The sequence below is a fragment of the Stackebrandtia nassauensis DSM 44728 genome (genome assembly GCF_000024545.1).
Lineage (GTDB): Bacteria > Actinomycetota > Actinomycetes > Mycobacteriales > Micromonosporaceae > Stackebrandtia > Stackebrandtia nassauensis.
The window spans coordinates 1766361-1782984 of the sequence record NC_013947.1 but is presented as its reverse complement, the minus strand read 5'-3'; the positions used below and the strand labels follow the sequence as shown (position 1 = coordinate 1782984).

Annotated in this window: 17 protein-coding genes; 7 read left to right on the top strand and 10 right to left on the bottom strand. The window is 68.6% G+C overall.

The window, feature by feature from the left end; translation table 11 throughout:
* Position 1: 1 nt before the first annotated feature.
* From SNAS_RS08330 to SNAS_RS08310, 5 genes are all read right to left on the bottom strand, one after another.
* The gene (locus SNAS_RS08330) at positions 2-1135 is read right to left on the bottom strand and encodes an epoxide hydrolase family protein (RefSeq protein WP_013016962.1); all 1134 of its coding nucleotides are present in this window, start codon (positions 1133-1135) and stop codon (positions 2-4) included.
* A gap of 156 nt (positions 1136-1291) precedes the next feature.
* On the bottom strand, positions 1292-1696 hold the full coding sequence (locus SNAS_RS37135) for a DoxX family protein (protein WP_013016961.1): 405 nt from the start codon (positions 1694-1696) through the stop codon (positions 1292-1294).
* 139 nt (positions 1697-1835) lie between these two features.
* On the bottom strand, positions 1836-2261 hold the full coding sequence (locus SNAS_RS08320) for a rhodanese-like domain-containing protein (RefSeq protein WP_013016960.1): 426 nt from the start codon (positions 2259-2261) through the stop codon (positions 1836-1838).
* Complete coding sequence (locus tag SNAS_RS08315) at positions 2258-2746, bottom strand: cysteine dioxygenase (RefSeq protein WP_211207344.1); 489 nt, start codon at positions 2744-2746, stop codon at positions 2258-2260. Before SNAS_RS08315 ends, SNAS_RS08320 begins: the two co-directional genes overlap by 4 nt.
* A gap of 83 nt (positions 2747-2829) precedes the next feature.
* Entirely contained in the window at positions 2830-4167 is a 1338-nt protein-coding gene (locus tag SNAS_RS08310; protein ID WP_013016958.1) for an FAD/NAD(P)-binding protein, read from the bottom strand.
* Positions 4168-4276: 109 nt separating this feature from the next.
* Between SNAS_RS08310 and SNAS_RS08305 the strand changes: the two genes are divergently transcribed.
* From SNAS_RS08305 to SNAS_RS08290, 4 genes are all read left to right on the top strand, one after another.
* Positions 4277-4915: a class I SAM-dependent DNA methyltransferase gene (locus SNAS_RS08305; RefSeq protein WP_013016957.1), complete on the top strand. Its 639-nt coding sequence runs from the start codon at positions 4277-4279 to the stop codon at positions 4913-4915.
* 86 nt (positions 4916-5001) lie between these two features.
* Positions 5002-5385: a VOC family protein gene (locus SNAS_RS08300; RefSeq protein WP_013016956.1), complete on the top strand. Its 384-nt coding sequence runs from the start codon at positions 5002-5004 to the stop codon at positions 5383-5385.
* Positions 5386-5407: 22 nt separating this feature from the next.
* Entirely contained in the window at positions 5408-6043 is a 636-nt protein-coding gene (locus SNAS_RS08295; protein WP_013016955.1) for a TetR/AcrR family transcriptional regulator, read from the top strand.
* A gap of 128 nt (positions 6044-6171) precedes the next feature.
* Positions 6172-8385 carry an MMPL family transporter gene (locus tag SNAS_RS08290; protein WP_013016954.1) on the top strand — a complete coding sequence of 738 codons (2214 nt, stop codon included), beginning with the start codon at positions 6172-6174 and terminating at the stop codon, positions 8383-8385.
* Positions 8386-8445: 60 nt separating this feature from the next.
* On the opposite strand, the gene SNAS_RS08285 is transcribed toward SNAS_RS08290, so the two are convergent.
* The 3 genes from SNAS_RS08285 to SNAS_RS08275 all read right to left on the bottom strand — a co-directional run bounded on the left by SNAS_RS08285 (position 8446) and on the right by SNAS_RS08275 (position 11608).
* Positions 8446-9228, bottom strand: a complete 783-nt coding sequence (locus SNAS_RS08285) for an endonuclease I family protein (protein ID WP_211207343.1) — start codon at positions 9226-9228, stop codon at positions 8446-8448.
* Positions 9229-9488: 260 nt separating this feature from the next.
* Positions 9489-10562 (bottom strand): LCP family protein, encoded by a 1074-nt coding sequence (locus SNAS_RS08280; RefSeq protein WP_013016952.1) that lies wholly within the window; start codon positions 10560-10562, stop codon positions 9489-9491.
* Between the two features lie 86 nt (positions 10563-10648).
* The gene (locus SNAS_RS08275; protein ID WP_013016951.1) at positions 10649-11608 is read right to left on the bottom strand and encodes a GlxA family transcriptional regulator; all 960 of its coding nucleotides are present in this window, start codon (positions 11606-11608) and stop codon (positions 10649-10651) included.
* A gap of 95 nt (positions 11609-11703) precedes the next feature.
* Here SNAS_RS08275 and SNAS_RS08270 point away from each other — a divergent pair, with 95 nt between their 5' ends.
* Positions 11704-12288 carry a DJ-1/PfpI family protein gene (locus SNAS_RS08270; RefSeq protein WP_013016950.1) on the top strand — a complete coding sequence of 195 codons (585 nt, stop codon included), beginning with the start codon at positions 11704-11706 and terminating at the stop codon, positions 12286-12288.
* A 17-nt stretch (positions 12289-12305) separates the two neighbouring features.
* On the top strand, positions 12306-12806 hold the full coding sequence (locus SNAS_RS08265; protein ID WP_013016949.1) for an isochorismatase family protein: 501 nt from the start codon (positions 12306-12308) through the stop codon (positions 12804-12806).
* On the opposite strand, the gene SNAS_RS08260 is transcribed toward SNAS_RS08265, so the two are convergent.
* Complete coding sequence (locus SNAS_RS08260; protein ID WP_211207342.1) at positions 12785-13411, bottom strand: TetR/AcrR family transcriptional regulator C-terminal domain-containing protein; 627 nt, start codon at positions 13409-13411, stop codon at positions 12785-12787. The genes SNAS_RS08265 and SNAS_RS08260 overlap by 22 nt on opposite strands.
* 66 nt (positions 13412-13477) lie before the next feature.
* Here SNAS_RS08260 and SNAS_RS08255 point away from each other — a divergent pair, with 66 nt between their 5' ends.
* Complete coding sequence (locus tag SNAS_RS08255) at positions 13478-14923, top strand: FAD-dependent monooxygenase (protein WP_013016947.1); 1446 nt, start codon at positions 13478-13480, stop codon at positions 14921-14923.
* A 482-nt stretch (positions 14924-15405) separates the two neighbouring features.
* On the opposite strand, the gene SNAS_RS08245 is transcribed toward SNAS_RS08255, so the two are convergent.
* The gene (locus SNAS_RS08245; RefSeq protein ID WP_244409124.1) at positions 15406-16557 is read right to left on the bottom strand and encodes a LysR family transcriptional regulator; all 1152 of its coding nucleotides are present in this window, start codon (positions 16555-16557) and stop codon (positions 15406-15408) included.
* Between the last annotated feature and the right edge of the window lie 67 nt (positions 16558-16624).

Genomic DNA, 16624 nt, shown 5'->3' with positions numbered 1-16624 from the left:
GTCAGTCGGTCAGCGTCGCGAAGAAGGTCCGCAGTTCGGCGGCCATGAGTTCGGGTTCCTCGAAGGCGAGGAAGTGGCCGCCACGTCCGGGTTCGCTCCAGTGCCGGAGGTCGGTGCAGGCGCGTTCGGTCAGCGAGCGCGGGAAGCTGGCCATCACCGGTTCGTGGCTGAGCGTCACCCCGACCGGGACGGTGATCGTCGGGCGGGGCCGGTTGTGCGGGTAGTCGGCGTACTGCCGAAACGAGCTGCCGATGCTCTCGGTGACCCAGTACAGCGTGATGACGGTCAGCAGTGTGTCGCGGTCCCATCGCGACTCGACGTCGCCGCCGCAGTCGCTCCAGTCGCGGTACTTGTCGATGATCCAGGCGGCCAGTCCGACCGGCGAGTCGGCGAGCGCGGCGCCGATGGTGTCGGGGCGGGTCCACATGATCTCGCTGTAGCCCTGGTCCTCGATGTCGTAGGCGGCCTCGGCGTCGATGAACGCCTGCTCGGCTTCGGTGTACGGTTCCGGGCCACCGTCGGACGGGGTCGATCCGGCGCCACCGGCGGGTGGGTGGATGACGTGCAGGCCCACGACCGAGTCGGGGTACTTGGCGGCCAGCCACTGCGAGGCGCCGCCGCCGATGTCGCCGCCGAAGGCGCCGAACCGGGAGTAGCCGAGCACGTCGGTCATGAGGGTGTGCCACAGGTCGGCGATGCGTTCGCGGGTCAGGGCCCCGTCGGGCAGCCGCGAGTACCCGAAGCCGGGCAGCGACGGGATCACCAGGTCGAAGCGGTCACTCAGCAGCGGCACCAGCGGCAGCATCTCCACGAAGCTGGACGGCCAGCCGTGCGACAGGATCAGGGGCAGCGGTTCGGGGGCGCCGTCGCGGCGCGGGGCCTTGACGTGGACGAAGTGGATCCGGGTGCCGTCGACGTCGGCGAGGAACTGCGGATGGTCGTTGAGGCGGGCCTCGGCGGCGCGCCAGTCGAAGTCCTTGGCCCAGTACGCGGTCAGGTCGCGCAGGTATGCGGGGTCGGCGCCCTTGGTCCAGCCGGGAGCGGTGGCAAAGGTGAAGCGGCTGTTGGCCACCCGGGAACGCAGGTCGGACAGCGTCGTCTCGGCGACGTCGATCCGGAACGGTTCGGTGCTCATGTTCTCCTTCGAGGGATGCGGTGGCGGCACTGGCGGCCGCCGGTCGAGACGCTACCCGCTGCGTCGACCTGCGCCAACAGTGTTTCGCTCGGCCACACACAGCGATTAGCGGGCCACCGGAACTCCGGTGGCCCGCTCGCGCGAGGTTCGTGGGTGCTATCGCTTGCCGGGCCGGGTGATCCAGGAGCGGCGGGCGTAGGCGACGGTGGCGAACACGGCGGCCAGGACCAGGGTCATGGCGGCGGCTCCGGCGCCCATGGTGAAGGTGTTGGTGACGGTGGCGCCGACCATCAGCAGGGCCAGCCCGGTGGCGGCCAGCGACGTCAGTCGCGGGATCAGCAGGCCGATGGCTCCGGCCAGTTCGGCGGCGCCGATGAAGTAGCCGACCCAGTTGGCGAAACCGATCTGGGCCATCATGTCGGCGGTGGTGGGGTCACCCAGCAGCTTGGGGGTGGCGGCGAAGGCGTAGAACGCGGCGAGCACCGACTGCACCGTCCACAAGGTGATGTTCAGGGCGCGGGAGGGGCGGGCGGTGGTGGCGGGGGCGGTGTTGGTGGTCATGGTTTCGGTTCCTCAATCGGTTGTGGTTCGTTGTTGTTGGTGTAGACGAGACACCCGCGCCGAACTCATCGCTGTGGCCGAAACTTTTTTGAACCCGGTGCCGAAACACCGCCCGAGCTGCCGAAACCGTTGCCGTCCTTCAGCCCACCGCCGCCGAGGGACCGTCCGAAGTCGGCAGTCCCGCCGCCCGCCAGGCGGCGAAGCCGCCGTCGAGGTCGGTGGCCCGGTGCAGCCCCAGGTCGTGCAGACTCGCCGCCGCCAGCGAGGACGTGTAGCCCTCCTGGCAGAACACGATCACCCGCAGGTCGTAGCGGCCCGCGACCCGCAGCCGGGCGTCGCTGCGGGGGTCGAACCGCCATTCCAGGACGTTGCGTTCGACGATGACCGCGTCGGGGATCTCGCCGTTGGCGGCGCGCTGGGCGGCCGGGCGGATGTCGACGAGGACCGCGCCGTCGCGCACGGCGGCGTGGGTCTCGGCCGGGTCGAGGCGGTGGAGCCGGGCCCGGGCGGCGGCCAGGATGTCGTCGATGCTCTGCGAGCCGGGCGGAGCCGCGTCGGGGGTCACCACTGCGCACCAGCCATCTCGACGTTGGCCATCCGCAGTCCGGACTCGGTGAGCTCGTAGCGGCGCATGATGGTCAGCGCCGGTCCGTAGGCGTGGACGCTGATCGCCGGTTCGGTGCCGCGGTTGGTGACCTTGTGGATGAACCTGGCCCCGAAGCGGTGGCCCTGGCCCGAGCGCAGCGTCCAGGTGCTGAGTCCCGCCGACGTTGCCGAGGGGGTGAACTCGGTGAGTTCACCGGACACCACGGTGAAGGCGCCCGCGGAGCCACCGTGGTCGTGCAGTTCGGTTTCCTGGCCCGGCAGCCAGGTCAACAGCCACACCTCGTAGCCGTCGCCTACGTGCATGCGGTGATACCAGCGTTGCTGGGGATCGAATCGCGGTCGTGCCGTCCACGCGCTCGGGTCCTCGGCCCAGCTGCGGGCGATGTCGAGAAAGTCGCCCCGGCTGTTGCTGGTCATGCGTCCTCCAGTCTCGGTGGTTGTCATCCAGTGAAACATACCCTAGTTTTCCTACTATAAAACTAGACTTTATGGTGGCGTCAGCTGCCCCGACGCCGGGTCGGGGTCGACTAAAGCACCACTCGGGGGCGCACCGTCCCGGTGAGCCGGACGGCCAGCCGCGCGGCCTGCTCGCGGATCTCGGGAACCGCCGTGGTCTCCCACAGCGCGCCGCGCCGCAACGCGCCGATCGTCCACACCCGATCGTTGACGGTGCCGCCGCCGTCGACGATACGGCCCTCGACGTCCACGTCGAGGCCCAGCCGGTGCGGACCCGGACGGGCGTGACCCTCGTCGATTAGCCGCCGGACGAGATCGTTGGCGCCCAACGGGAGCCGGGCCGGTCCGGTGCAGTTGACCACGGTGGCGAAGCGACGGGCCACTCCGGACGCGAACGACACCTCGATGCCGTCGCTCCCCAGTGGGCGGCTGCTGACGATGGCGTCGGCCTGCACCACCCAGGCACCCGACGCGGTCAGCTCGGCGATCTCGGCGGCCACCTTCGGCGCCATCCGGTGCCGGTGCACCTCCCAGTAGCGGGCCAGATGGGTCAGGAACCCTCGCTGCTGGCCCTCGGACAGGCCGCGCCACATCGTGTTGAGGTCGCCGCGCATGCCGTCCACCACCGCCCGCCAGTCGGGCCGGGCGGCCTCGCGCACCTGGTGCAGCAACCCGGAAAGCGTCTCCGCCCGGAACCGCAGCTCGCCCGCGTGAGCGTCGGCCGGTCCAGCCGGGCGGGTGCGGTGCGACCGGGGCACCAGGCTGTGCCGGGACACCGCCAGCACCGGCGCCCGATGGCCGCGCCGCGACAGGCTCAGCATCACGTCCACGGCGGTCAGTCCGGTGCCGACCAGCAGCACCGGCGCGTCGGCTCCCAGCCGGTCGAAGGCCCCCAGCCGCCACGGGTTGGCCACGTACCCCGGCGCGCCGCGCCGGATCGGGCCGCTGGACTTGGGGTTCCCCACCGCGAGCACCACGTCGTCGGCGTACTCCACGACCCCCGACGCGAAGCCGACCTCGACGCCGCCGTCCCACGGCCGCAACCGGACCGCGGTGTCGGAGCGCACCGTCACCAGGTCCCCGGCCGCCTTGAGCGTCGCGTCCCAGGTGTCGCGCAGGTAGTCGCCGTAGGTACCGCGCGGCAGGAACTCGCCCGCCCCGTCGGGCAGGCCCCGGTCGCTCAGCCAGTCGAGGAACTCGCCGGGGTGCTGGGAGTCGGCGCTCATCGCCCCGGCGGGCGAGTTGAGCAGGTGCCAGGGTTCGCTGGCGCCGTAGGCCACTCCCCTGCCGACGCGGGGTGAGGGCTCGGCGAGCACCACCCGGGTTCGCCGGTCCCGCAACAGTTCCCGCGCGGTCACCACACCGGCGAATCCGCCGCCGATGACCACGACCGTTCGGTTGGCCGCCACCGATCCCACCTTTCGATTCCGAGTTTCCTACCAAATCGATAGGAACAGTCTACTTAATCGGGGAGGCGGCGAAGCGTATTTCGATCCGCGCGGCGTACAGTGCCCGACCGTGACAGATTTTCTCACCCCCACCAAAACCGCTTACGACACCATCGTCGACGGTTACGCCGAGCACGCCCGCGACGAGTACGCGCGCCGCCCACTGGAGCGCAACCTGCTGGCCACGTTCGCCGAACTCGTCGGCCCCGACGCCGGTCCGGTGGCCGATGTCGGCTGTGGACACGGATACCTCACCGCACGGCTGAACGACCTGGGCCTCAACGCCTTCGGCATCGATCTGTCACCGAACATGCTCGCCCGGGCCCGTGCCGACTACCCGAAGCTGCGCTTCGAGGAGGGCTCGATGACGGCACTGGACATCGGCGACGGCGAGCTGGCCGGGCTGGTCGCGTCCTACTCGACGATCCACATCCCGGAACCGCAACTGCCGCAGGTGTTCACCGGTTTCCACCGGGCGCTGGCACCCGGCGGACAGCTGATGCTGGCCTTCCTGATCGGCGACGGACACGTCCTGCGCACCGAGGCGTACGGACACACCATCGCGCTGGACTACTGGCTGCGGCAGCCCGAGCCGGTGGCCGAACTGCTCACACAGGCGGGTTTCCACGTCCACGCCCGCGTCCGCCGCGAGCCCATGCTGACCGAACAGATCCCGCGCGCGTACCTGCTGGCCAGCAAGAACGCCTGATCCCCGGACCCCGGCACAGCCGGGGTCTTCTCGTCCCCTAATATGATCCGCACCGGTTCGAATTCAAATAAGAAGGAGCGACCCCCATGAAGATCAAAGGCTTCGACCACCTGGTCCTCAACGTCAGCGACATCGAACGCGCCCTCGAGTTCTACTGCGGCCCACTGGGTCTCCAGGGCGAGCGCGTCGAGGAATGGCGGGCCGGGAAGGTAGGGTTCCCGTCCGTGCGCGTCACCGAGGACACCGTCATCGACCTGATGGACCGCCCGCGCGGTGAATCCAATGTCGACCACATCTGCCTGGTCGTGGAACCGCTGGACTGGCAGGAGGTCATCGACTCCGGCGAGTTCACCGTTCTGGAGGGCCCGGTCCCGCGCTGGGGCGCGCGCGGCAGCGCCACGTCCATCTACGTGCGCGACCCGGAGGGCAACACCGTCGAGTTGCGTTGGTACCCGCAGGACAAGTCGTGACCGACCCCGACGAGGCGAACTCATGACCCGCACCGGCGCCGGGCGCCCCCGCGACCCGGCCATCGACGCCGCCGTCCTGGCCGCGACCCTGGAGGTCCTGCGCGAGACCGGCTACTTCGGTTTCGCACTGGAACAGGTCGCGGCCCGGGCGGGCACCACCAAGGCGTCGATCCGACGCCGCTGGCCGGTGCGCCAGAACCTGATCATCGACGCGCTCACCACCGTCCTGGTCACTCCCCCGGTCCCCGACAACAACTGCACCCGTTGCGATCTCATGCAAACCGCCAAACTGCTGGCCACGGCACTGCACGAACGACTCCCCGACGGCGTCCTGGCCCCCCTGATCGCCGACTGCTCCCGAACCCCGGAACTGCGCCAGCGACTGGTCGACGTCCTGCTGCGCCCCAGCCGGGACGCGGCGACCACCGCGGTGCGCCGGGCCGTCGACCGCGGCGACCTGCTGCCGGACGTCGACGCCGACCTGCTGGTCGACATCCTGGCGTCCACGGTGTACCAACGCGCGCTGCTCGGCGACACGGAGTCGCTCGACGTGGGCAAGCTGGTCGACCAGCTGCTGCGCGGCGTCGCCGTCGACTACGAACGGCTGGTGTGGATCAGCAGGCAACCCGCCGAGACCCGGCACCTGCACCAGGGGTAACGGAAACCCTGTATGCGGTAGAGAAAACTCCCGCAGTGATTGGGGGTAGTTCTCCACTGCACCCTAGGTGACTTCCCGGAATTGTTGGCTTGTCAATGAAAGCCCCCATTCCGTAAAGGACTTCAACCATGTCCGGTAACCGAGTAAAGGCCACCGGTGTCGCCCGGTGGAGCATCCGCCATCCATGGTGGGCGATGGGACTGTGGCTGGCCTTCGTCGTCGCCGCCTCGGTGGGCGGCGGCATGTTCCAGGTGCAGCAGGCCGAGCCCAAGGAGATAGCCGTGGGCGAGTCCCGCGAGGCCATCGAACTGCTGGAGCAGGCCGACTTCGAGGAACCGCCCGCCGAGATCGTCCTGATCACCGCCGACTCCGCCTGGGACGACGAGGATGCCGCGCAGGCCGCCAAGGAGGTGACCGAACGACTGGATGACCTCGACGAGGTCAAGGAAGTCCTCCCCGCCATCGGATCCACCGAGACCGACGCGCTGTTGCTGCCCATCACGTTGAGCGGTGACTCCGACGTCGCCGACGAGAAACTCGACGCGCTGCGCGCCGAAGTGGACGCCGTCGCGAAGGACTATCCGCAGTTGCGGTTGGAGACCGCCGGGGAGTTCAGTCTCACTGCCGACATCATGGACATGGTCAATGAGGACCTGGGTGTCGCCGGGATGGTGTCGATCCCGCTGACGCTGGGGATTCTGCTGTTGGCCTTCGGCGCGTTCATGGCCGCGGGTGTGCCGTTGCTGTTGGCGTTGACCGCCGTCGGTTCCGCGACCGGGTTGTGGGCCGTGGCCTCGCAGGTGATTCCCGACAACGGTTCGGCGCAGCACTTGATCCTGTTGATCGGGTTGGCCGTGGGTGTCGACTATTCACTGTTCTATTTGAAGCGGGAGCGCGAGGAACGGCAGAACGGTGCCTCGCACGTCGACGCGGTGGCCATCGCCTCGGCCACGTCCGGGCGTGCCGTGTTGGTGTCGGGTTTCGCGGTGTTGGTGTCCATGGCCGGGCTGTACCTGGCCGGGGACGCGATCTTCAACGCGTTGGCGACCGCTTCGGTGCTGGTCGTGGCCGTGGCCGTGCTGGGTTCGATCACGGTGCTGCCCGCCGTGTTGACGAAGCTGGGCCGCGCCGTGGACCGGCCCCGGGTTCCGTTGCTGTGGCGGCTTTCCAACAGTGGTGGTTCCCCGAAGGTGTGGCCGAGGCTGCTGCGCCCGGCGCTGCGGTTCCCCAAGACGACGCTGCTGTTGACGCTGGTGGCGATGGCCGCTTTGGCCTGGCCCGCGATGGATCTGGAACTGAAGAACTCCAGTCTGGACGACTTCCCCGACGACACCGTGGTCGCCAAGACCTACGACCGGGTCGTGGACGCGTTCCCCGAACAGGGCAACAGTCACCAGATCGTCGTGCGGGCCGACGCCGACGACGCCGGGGCGGTTCGTGACGCGCTCACCGAGCTGGCCGCCGACGTGCGCGATGACGACCTGTTCTCCGCCGAGAACGTGGTGCCGCCGAGCACCTCCGACGACGACACCGTCACCAAGATGAACCTGGCCATCCCCTACAGCGACTCCGATCCCGAGGCCAAGGAATCGCTGGACCTGTTGCGGGACAAGCTGGTGCCCGATGCGCTGGCCGACGTCTCCGGCGCGAAGGCCGTCGTCGGCGGCGCGGTGGCGCAGAGCTATGACTACGTCGACCACCAGTGGGACAAGATGCCGCTGGTCATCGGGTTCGTCATGCTGCTGACGATGGTCATGATGGCCGTCGCGTTCCGCTCCGTCGTGGTGGCGGTGGTCGCGGCGCTGCTCAACACGCTGTCGGCCTTGGCGGCCTTCGGTTTGCTGGTGCTGGTGTTCCAGAAGACCTGGGCCACCGAGTTGCTGGACTTCAAGTCCAGCGGCGCCATCATCAGCTGGATCCCGCTGTTCCTGTTCGTGATCCTGTTCGGACTGTCGATGGACTACCACGTGTTCGTGGTCAGCCGGATCCGCGAGGCGGTGGCGGGCGGCATGGGCACCAAGCAGGCCATCGAGTACGGGCTGTCCCGCACCGCCGGGGTGGTGTCCTCGGCCGCGATCGTGATGGTGTTCGTGTTCGCGGTGTTCGCGCTGCTGCGGATGGTCGAGATGAAGGAGATGGGCATCGGCCTGGCCGCGGCCATCCTCATCGACGCGACCGTGGTGCGGATCCTGTTGCTGCCGTCGATCATGGCGCTGCTGGGCCGGGCCAACTGGTGGCCGTCCAAGCTGTCGCGCAAGCGGCCGGTGGGTGACTTCGACACCGCGCCGGCACCGCTGGCGGCCGTCGAGCGAACCCCTGCGGCCAGCGGGTTCCGGCACTGATCCCACCCACGGCGAAGGGGCGGCGGACGTGAAGTCCGCCGCCCCTCATCCATTACTGGATTAGGCCCAAACCTCGCCTACCCACTCGGGGTGGTCGATAAACGGGTTCCGGTTCTTCTGGAACTTCTCGAAGATGACCTCGTTGCGGTTCTTCTCGAAGTCGCTCGGCGGGTCCTGCTCGTTCCACTGCTTCAGGACCGACAGGCGGCCGTGGAGCGGCTTCTCGTTGTTCTCGACCTCGTCGTTGGGCTCCAGGTCGGGGTAGCTGTCCTCGCCCTCGTAGCGAACCGCCATGTAGAGGATCATGCGGGCGACGTCGCCCTTGTCCTCGTCACGGGGCTCGAAGGAGTCGGAGTCGTAGAAGTTGCCGGGGGCATCCGCTACTTCCTCACCACCCATGTCGAAGTCGAGGTTGTTGCGGGTGGAGTTGACGACCGCGTTGGCGGGACGAAGGTGATGAACATCGGTGCCGGGGCCGATGTCAGTACCGAAGTCTCCGTGACTCTTGGCCCACACGTGTTCGCGGTTCCATTGGTCGTAGTCGTCGGCGGGGACCGAAGTGCCATTGTAGATCAGCACGACCTTGCTGGGGTCGGCCGGGTCGGCGTCTGTCTCCTTGAGAGCGTCTCGGGCCTCATCATAGGACAACTGCTCGTTGTTGCTGATGATGTCGTTGAGACCGGCTTTGAGTTCTTCTCCCGTCATGCCTTCGACGGCGTCGTAATAGCCGTCCGGGGGTTCGTAGGCGTCATGACCCTGGGCTGTGGCCAGCGGGACGAGAATAAGGGCTGTAGCCCCTACTGCCGCCCCGGCGAGCGCTGCCAGTGTGCGAGTCCGGCGCATTGGCATCCATTCCTTTCCCATGGCGGCGCCTGGGGGTGACGCCGCCGCTACGCGCATCGATGTTTCGATGCCTTCTCGCCAGACTCGCATTGCGAGCCATAAAAACGCCACCGGACGAAAGTATGAGGTGGGGATCGACGAATGGATGAGTAGCTATAGGTGATCACACTGGAACGTCACTGACCGTCCACAAAGTGACAGCATGCGGACGCCAGTGGACTGTCCAGTGAGCAGTAAGAGAACGGAAGGGAAACGCGGACTCAGGCGCCGTCCTTGGGATCCTGGTTCAGATAGTCGGGGTTGGATTCGATCCAGTCGTCGAGGGTGTCGCCCTTGATCGCCTCGAACAGCCCCTGGGCGTCCTGCTGCTGATCCTCACCGACGACCACATAGGAGATCTTGGTGCCGTTGACGATCTCCTCGCTGGTCCCCGACGGCAGCTTCACCGTCTTCATCTTGTCGGCCTTGATGCCGCGCAGCGCGATCGCGTAGTCCACCGGCTTGACACCGCCGAGGTCCATCCGCATCTGGGAGCCGATCTGGTCGATCAGGTCGCCGAGCTTGCCGGGATTCTTGGCGTAGCCGCGCTTCATGGCCTCCTTGAGCAGCTGCTTGACGAAGTGCTGCTGCATCCGCTGACGGCCGTAGTCGCCGTCGGGCCAGGCATAGCGCTCCCGCACGATCGCCAGCGCGTCGTCGGGTTTGTATTGGCGACAGCCCTTCTTGTAGAAGCCGCCGTGCGCGGTGTCGAGGTCATGGTCGAGGCACAGTTCGATGCCGCCGAAGGTCTTGACCACGTCGAGGAAGCCCTCGAAGTTCACCAGACCGTTGGCCTGGAACTTGATGCCGGTGTAGTCGGTGAGGACCTTGCGCAGGTTGGTGAGCCCGTCCTCGGGCTTGTTCCTCTTGTTGAAGCCCAGGGTGTAGGACGAGTTGATCTTGTCCATGCACTCGCCGGTGGTGCAGTTGCCGCCACCCTCCATGGGCACCTTCAGGTCCCGTGGGATCGACACGATGTTGGCCTTGGTGAGCGACTTGTTGATGTGCATGATCATGATCGTGTCGGCCAGCGGCGTGTTGTTCTTCTTCACGCGCAGGTCGGCGCCGACCAGCAGGATGTTCAGCGGCCCCTCGGTGATCTTGCCGTCCTCGTCCTGCGCGATACCGGTGTCGGCGCTCCCGATGCTGTTGATGCGGCTGATCATGTCGATGCCGAAGGTGACACCGCCGATCGAGGTGACGAGCAAAATCGCACCGATGCCGACCATGAACTTCGCCCACAGCGGGGCCTTGTTCCCGCGTTTGGCGGTGCTGGAACGCCGACGACCTGCCACGTGGCCTCCCTTTGGGGGATGTTGGGGGGACGTAGACGAGCCAGGTTACCGGCAAGTGTCGGGCGACTCATAGGCGGTGGTGCAGGTCACGCAGGGTGCTCACTCCGAAATGCCTGGCGGTAGGCGGTGGGGGTGGTCGCCAGGCGCCGACGGAACTGGTGCCGCAGCGCGGTGGCGACGCCGAAACCGCAGCGCCGGGCGATGTCCTCCATGTCCAGATTGGTGGTTTCCAGCAGTTCCCGGGCCCGCTGCACCCGCTGCCCGATCAGCCACTGCAACGGGGTCTGCGAGGTCTGTTCCCGGAACCGGCGGATCAGGGTGCGGACGCTGACGCGGGCGTGCGCGGCGAGCTCGTCGAGGGTCAGCGGCGCGTGCAGCCGCGCGCGGGCCCAGGTCATGGTGTCGGCCAGCTGCCGGTCGTCGCCGGGATCGTTGTCCCACGGGATGAACTGGGCCTGGCCGCCGCCGCGTTCGGGGGCCATGACGATGCGCCGCGCGACCTCGGCGGCGACGGCGGCGCCGTGGTCGCGGCGGATCAGGTGCAGGCACAGGTCGATGCCGGCGCTGACCCCGGCACCGGTGAGCACGCGGCCGTCGTCGACGTACAGCACCGAGGCGTCGAACCGCACCCGGGGAAACCGGCGCGCGATGCGGTCGGCGTGCCGCCAGTGGGTGGCGGCCGGACGGTCGTCCAACAGCCCGGCGGCGGCCAGGACCTCGGCGCCGGTGCAGATGGAGGCGACGCGGGCGCCGTCGGAGTGCTTGCGGCGCAACGCGTCCAGGATGACCGGCGGTATGTCGTCGGTTTCGTGTGCCGGGACGATGACGGTGCCCGCGCCGTCCAGACCGTCGAGCCCGAACGGGGCCAGCATCCGGTGGGACGGGCCACCGGCGGCGTTGACCTGGATGTCGGGACTCGGGGCGCAGATCCGGACCCGGTACAGCGCCTCGCCGTCCGCCGAGCGGGCGGAGCCGAAGATCTGACCGGGCATGGCCAGCTCGAAGCCGACCACGGTGTCGAAGGCCAGGACCGCGATGGTGCGCATGGCGAGAATCTTACGAAGATGGTCAAAAACGCCAGCGGACGATCCCGGGGATGGCGGCGAGGCTTGCCACCGCCCCCCAGTGAAAGGACACGACGATGCGGGTGGAGATTCTGATGTACGACGGCATGTGCGAGGTCACCGCCGTCATGGCGCTGCACGCCCTGAAGACCGCCGAGCGGATGGGCGCCGACGTCGAGGCGGAGCTTGTCGTCGCCTCCGGCGAGACCACGATCACCGGGACCGACGGCACGGTCTACCGCGCGTTGCCGCACTGGCGCCCGGCCGAGACCGACGCGCTGCTGGTCAGCGGGGGCTGGATCCACGACGTGATCGCCGAGGGGACCCTGCCTCGCCGCATCGCCGAGGCGCGGGCCCGGGTGGGAACGAAGCTGGTCGTCGGCGGTGTCTCCGCCGGGGCGGTGATCGTCGGCGCGGCGGGACTTCTCAACGGACGCCCGGCGACCAGTCACCACCCGGCGTTCGAACCGCTGGCCAAATACGCCGAGGTGGTCGACGCCCGCATCGTCGACGTCGGCGATGTCATCACGGCGGGCGGCGGGCCCCTCGCCGCCTTCGACCTGCCGCTGTACCTGCTGGAGCGGGAGCTGGGCGATCCCCGGTTGGCCGCCAGGGTCGAGCAGGACCTGGAGCACGACCGCCGGGGCACCGTCTGGCGCTGAGGCTAGGCTCGGGGTTTGTGACCAGAGCTCTGATTCTCATCGATCTGATGCCGCGCATCATCGCGCTGCCGCTGGCGCCCTATTCCGGGGACGCGGTGCTGCGCAACTGCCTGCGGCTGGCGGAGTCGTTCCGGGCCACCGGGGAGCCGGTGGTCGCGGTGCGGGTCGATCGGCCCAATGTGGATGAACAGCCGCCGGGCAGCGGTTTCGCCACCGGGGTCACGGTTCCCGGTGACGTCACGATCGTGAAGCGGACGATCGGCGCCTTCCACAACACCGAGCTGGACGCCGAGCTGCGGCGCCGCGACGTGGACACCGTGGTGATGGCGGGCCTGGTGACGAACATGGGCGTCGAGTCCACCGCCCGGGCCGCGTCCGACCACGGCTACGAGGTGGAGTTCGTCGCCGACGCGATGTCGGGGCTGGCCAAGGACGAGCACAAGTTCGCGGTGGGCAAGGTGTTCCCGCGTTTCGGCGAGGTGCGCACCGTGGCCGACTACCTCGGTTCGGAGGCGTAGGCGCCGACCCCTGCGATGATCACCCGCAGGCCGTGTTCGAAGCGTTCGTCGGGGGTGCCGAAGATCTCCGGCCCCGCCGAGGCGGAAAGCGGGTACTTCTCGGCGTCGATGCGGCTTCGGCGGGCGGTGTCGGCGTAGCGCGGGTCGCCCGCGACGGCCTGTTCCTCGATCGTGAAGCCCACGGTGAAGCTGTAGACGGTGATGAACGCCCGCACCGCGTCGCGCAGTGGGAAACCCGCCTCGGTGAGGAACCGCAGCGGGATCTCCATGGAGCTCAGCAGCGAGTCGTCGGTGAGGTAGGTTCCGGCGGCCATCTTGGCGCCGTCGCGGCGTGACAGCAGCATGGCGCGCAGTTCCACGCCCAGGCGTTCCAGGCCGTCGCGCCAGTCGCGCGGTTGCGGCCATTCCGTGTCGGTCAACAACCGCCGGAACATGGCGGTGGCCATCTCGTCCAGCAGTTCCTGCTTGTTCTTGAAGTGCCAGTAGATGGCCGAGGCCTGGACGTCGAGCTCGGTGGCCAGTTTGCGCAACGACAGGCCCTCCAGGCCGTGCTCGTCCAGCAGCTCCAGTCCGACGGACACCAGTTTTTCCCTGCTCAGCGACACGGTTGACAGCTTAACACTGTTCAGGCACACTTAACGGTGTTCAATGAACAGTGTTCAGGAGGATTCATGACCGAGGTACTCATCGCCGGAGCCGGACCGACCGGCCTGGTGGCGGCGATCGAACTGGCCCGGCGCGGCGTCGCGGTGCGCGTCATCGACAAGAGCCCGCAGCCGTTCCACGGTTCCCGGGGCAAGGGCCTGCAACCGCGCACGCTGGAGGTCTTCGACGACCTGGGGGTCGTTGAGGAGGTGCTGGCGCTTGGCGGGCCGTACCTGCCGATCCGGGTCTACGCCGGACGGGTGCCGGTGTGGCGGGCCCGGATCGGGAAGATCACCGCACCGACCGCCCAGACCCCGTACCCGAACCTGCTGATGATCCCGCAGAACCACACCGAACGGGTGCTGCGGGACCGGCTGACCGGGCTGGGCGTCGAGGTCGAGTTCGGCGTCGCGCTCACCGACTTCACCCAGGACGCCGAGGGCGTGACCGCGCGGCTGGGCGACGAGACCACGCGGGTGCGGTACCTGGTGGGCGCCGACGGCGCGCACAGCGTGGTCCGCAAGCGGCTGGGCATCCCGTTCGAGGGCCAGACCCGCGAGGCCGAGCGGATGATCGTCGCCGACGTGCGGCTGTCGGGCGTCGACCGGGACGTGTGGCGCGCCTACGTCAAGCCGCTGCGGCGGCGGTTCATGCTGGCGATGGCACCGCTGCCGGGAACCGAACTGTTCCAGCTGATCGCGCCGCTGCGGCCGGGTGAGACCCCCGAACTGACCCGCGAGGCGATCCAGCGACGGCTGGCCGACGCGGGCGCGCGCTCGGCCCGGGTGGCCGAGGTGGCGTGGTCCTCGGTGTGGCGGGCCAACATCCGGATGGCGCGCCGCTACCGCGACGGCCGGGCGCTGATCGCGGGCGACGCCGCCCACGTCCACTCCCCGGCCGGTGGCCAAGGGCTCAACACCGGCGTGCAGGACGCCTACAACCTGGGCTGGAAGCTGGCCGCCGTGCTGGCGGGCGCCGACGAGGAACTGCTGGAAACCTATGAGGCCGAACGGCTTCCGGTCGCCGCGGTGGTGCTGGGACTGAGCACCCGGCTGCACGACACCGCCGCGACCTCGGTGACCAAGGCGTTCAAGCGCGGCGCCGACACCGACCAGCTGGGGATCCACTACCGGTACTCGCCGCTGTCGGTGGGCGAGCGCGCCGGGGACCGCGCCGCCGACGGCGTCGTCACCTCCGTGGACGGTGAGCGGCTGCGGCTGTTCGACCTGTATCGCGGGCCGCACTGGACGCTGCTGGCGGCGGCCGAACCACCCGCGGAGCTGGACCCGGGGGTGCGGGTTCACCGGGTGCGGGCCTCCCCGACCGGCGACGCATTCACGCTGGTGCGCCCGGACGGCTACATCGGACTGACCTGCCGCGACGCGAGGCAGGTGAGCGAGTACCTGCGGCGGATAACGGTGCCGACGAGGCCCGCGATCCGCGAGTCGGCGGCGGGACGCTCGACTGAATGACGTCCAGCGTCCAGGTGCTGACCTCGACGATGGCCTCGGTGACCGCCACCGGATCGACGAGCTGGTGCAGGTGGCCGCCGGGCAGCCACCGGACCAGCCAGCCGTGTTCGACCGCCTCGGCGGCGAGCCGCTCATAGGCCGGACTGAACGCGATATAGCCGCAGCGGCCGGTGTCCCAGCCCAGTGACACCGGCACGCTCTCCTTGAAATAGGACAGTGGAAGCCGCGGCTGCTCGGCGCAGACCCGACGGCGGGTTCGCTCGTCGGGGAACAGCGCGGCCATCTCGGACTTGGGGAACCAGTCCGTCCACGGCGGCAGAAGATCGTCCTCGTCGGCCAGATCAGCGAGTTGTTCCAGTACCTCGGCCGATGCCATGGGGGATTCCTCCGCGTGCGCGGGCAACGCGGCGTCGACGAAGACGGCGGCCCGCACCCGGTGGGAGAGGCTGGCCATGACGGCGGGGACGAACAAGCCAGCGTTGCTATGGGCCACCAGCACCACTTCCCGGCTGGCGTCCTTGGAGGACATGCAGTCGCTGACGGCGGCCATGACTCTGGGCCAATAGGGTGGCCCGGCGCCGGCGATCTCCACGAACGACGGCACGCAGGTGTCGATGTTCCGTGAGCGCAGTATCTCCGCGGTTGGTCCCCAGGTGGCCGGACCAACCGATGGACTGTGCATCAGGATGAACACGGGGAGCATTGATACCACCATCCCATATCCAGTAACTGATTGGAACCGTTGCGGCACATAAGATTCCGATATATCTGACCGTGCGCAACTCCCGGATCAGGGTGCGCACGACGATCCCCCGCGCCAGCTCCGGGGTTGTCACATATCCGATAGTCTGCTGTGGACCTTCGGGGCCGAGTTCGCGCACCGCGACGGAGTCGGGGGCGCTGAGCGTCACCAGCCGGGGCACCACCGCCATACCCATACCGTGGGCGACCATCGACAGCAGCACACTGTCGTCGGCGACCTGGATCGACGGCTCGGGAAGCCAGTCCTGGGAACGAAACCACTTACCGGTGACGGCGTCGCAGTTCTCGTCCCAGTTGATGAGCGCCAACCGGTCCAGCTCCTCGCGCCCCTTGGGGTGGATGAGGACGAACCGCTCCGTGAACAACTCCCCGGTGACCAGCTCGGGTTCGCCGTTCAGGTGGTGCGGCAGGTTGACGATCGCGACGTCGCTGCGCCCGGCCGCCACCTCACCGGCCGGCCCCTCGCCGAGGTCGCGCACGATGCTGACCTCGGCGGCCACCTCGCGACAGCTGTTCTTCAGGCGCGCCAACGCGGTGGGCAGGATATGCGCCGCCGCCGACCGGAACGCCGAGATCCGCACCGTCGTCTCCACCTGCGTCCCCGCCGCCAGCCGGGCGTCCACACTCAACACGTGCGACAGCCGCAGGATCCCGCGCGCGTGCACCACGGCCCGCTGCCCGGCGGCGGTGGGACGGGCACCGTGCCGGCCCCGGTCGAACAGGACCGCGCCGATCTTGCGTTCGGCGGTGCGCACGGCGTGCGACACCGCCGACTGGGTCAGCCCCAGCCGGATCGCTGCCGCCGAGAAGCTGCCCTCGCGGTCCACCGCGTCCAGGACCCGCAGCTCGGCGAACTGGAGATCGTCGGTCACAGCGGAACTGTAGCCGCTTCCATGAACAACGCTCATGGAACGCTCCCATCCATCGACGCGCGCACCT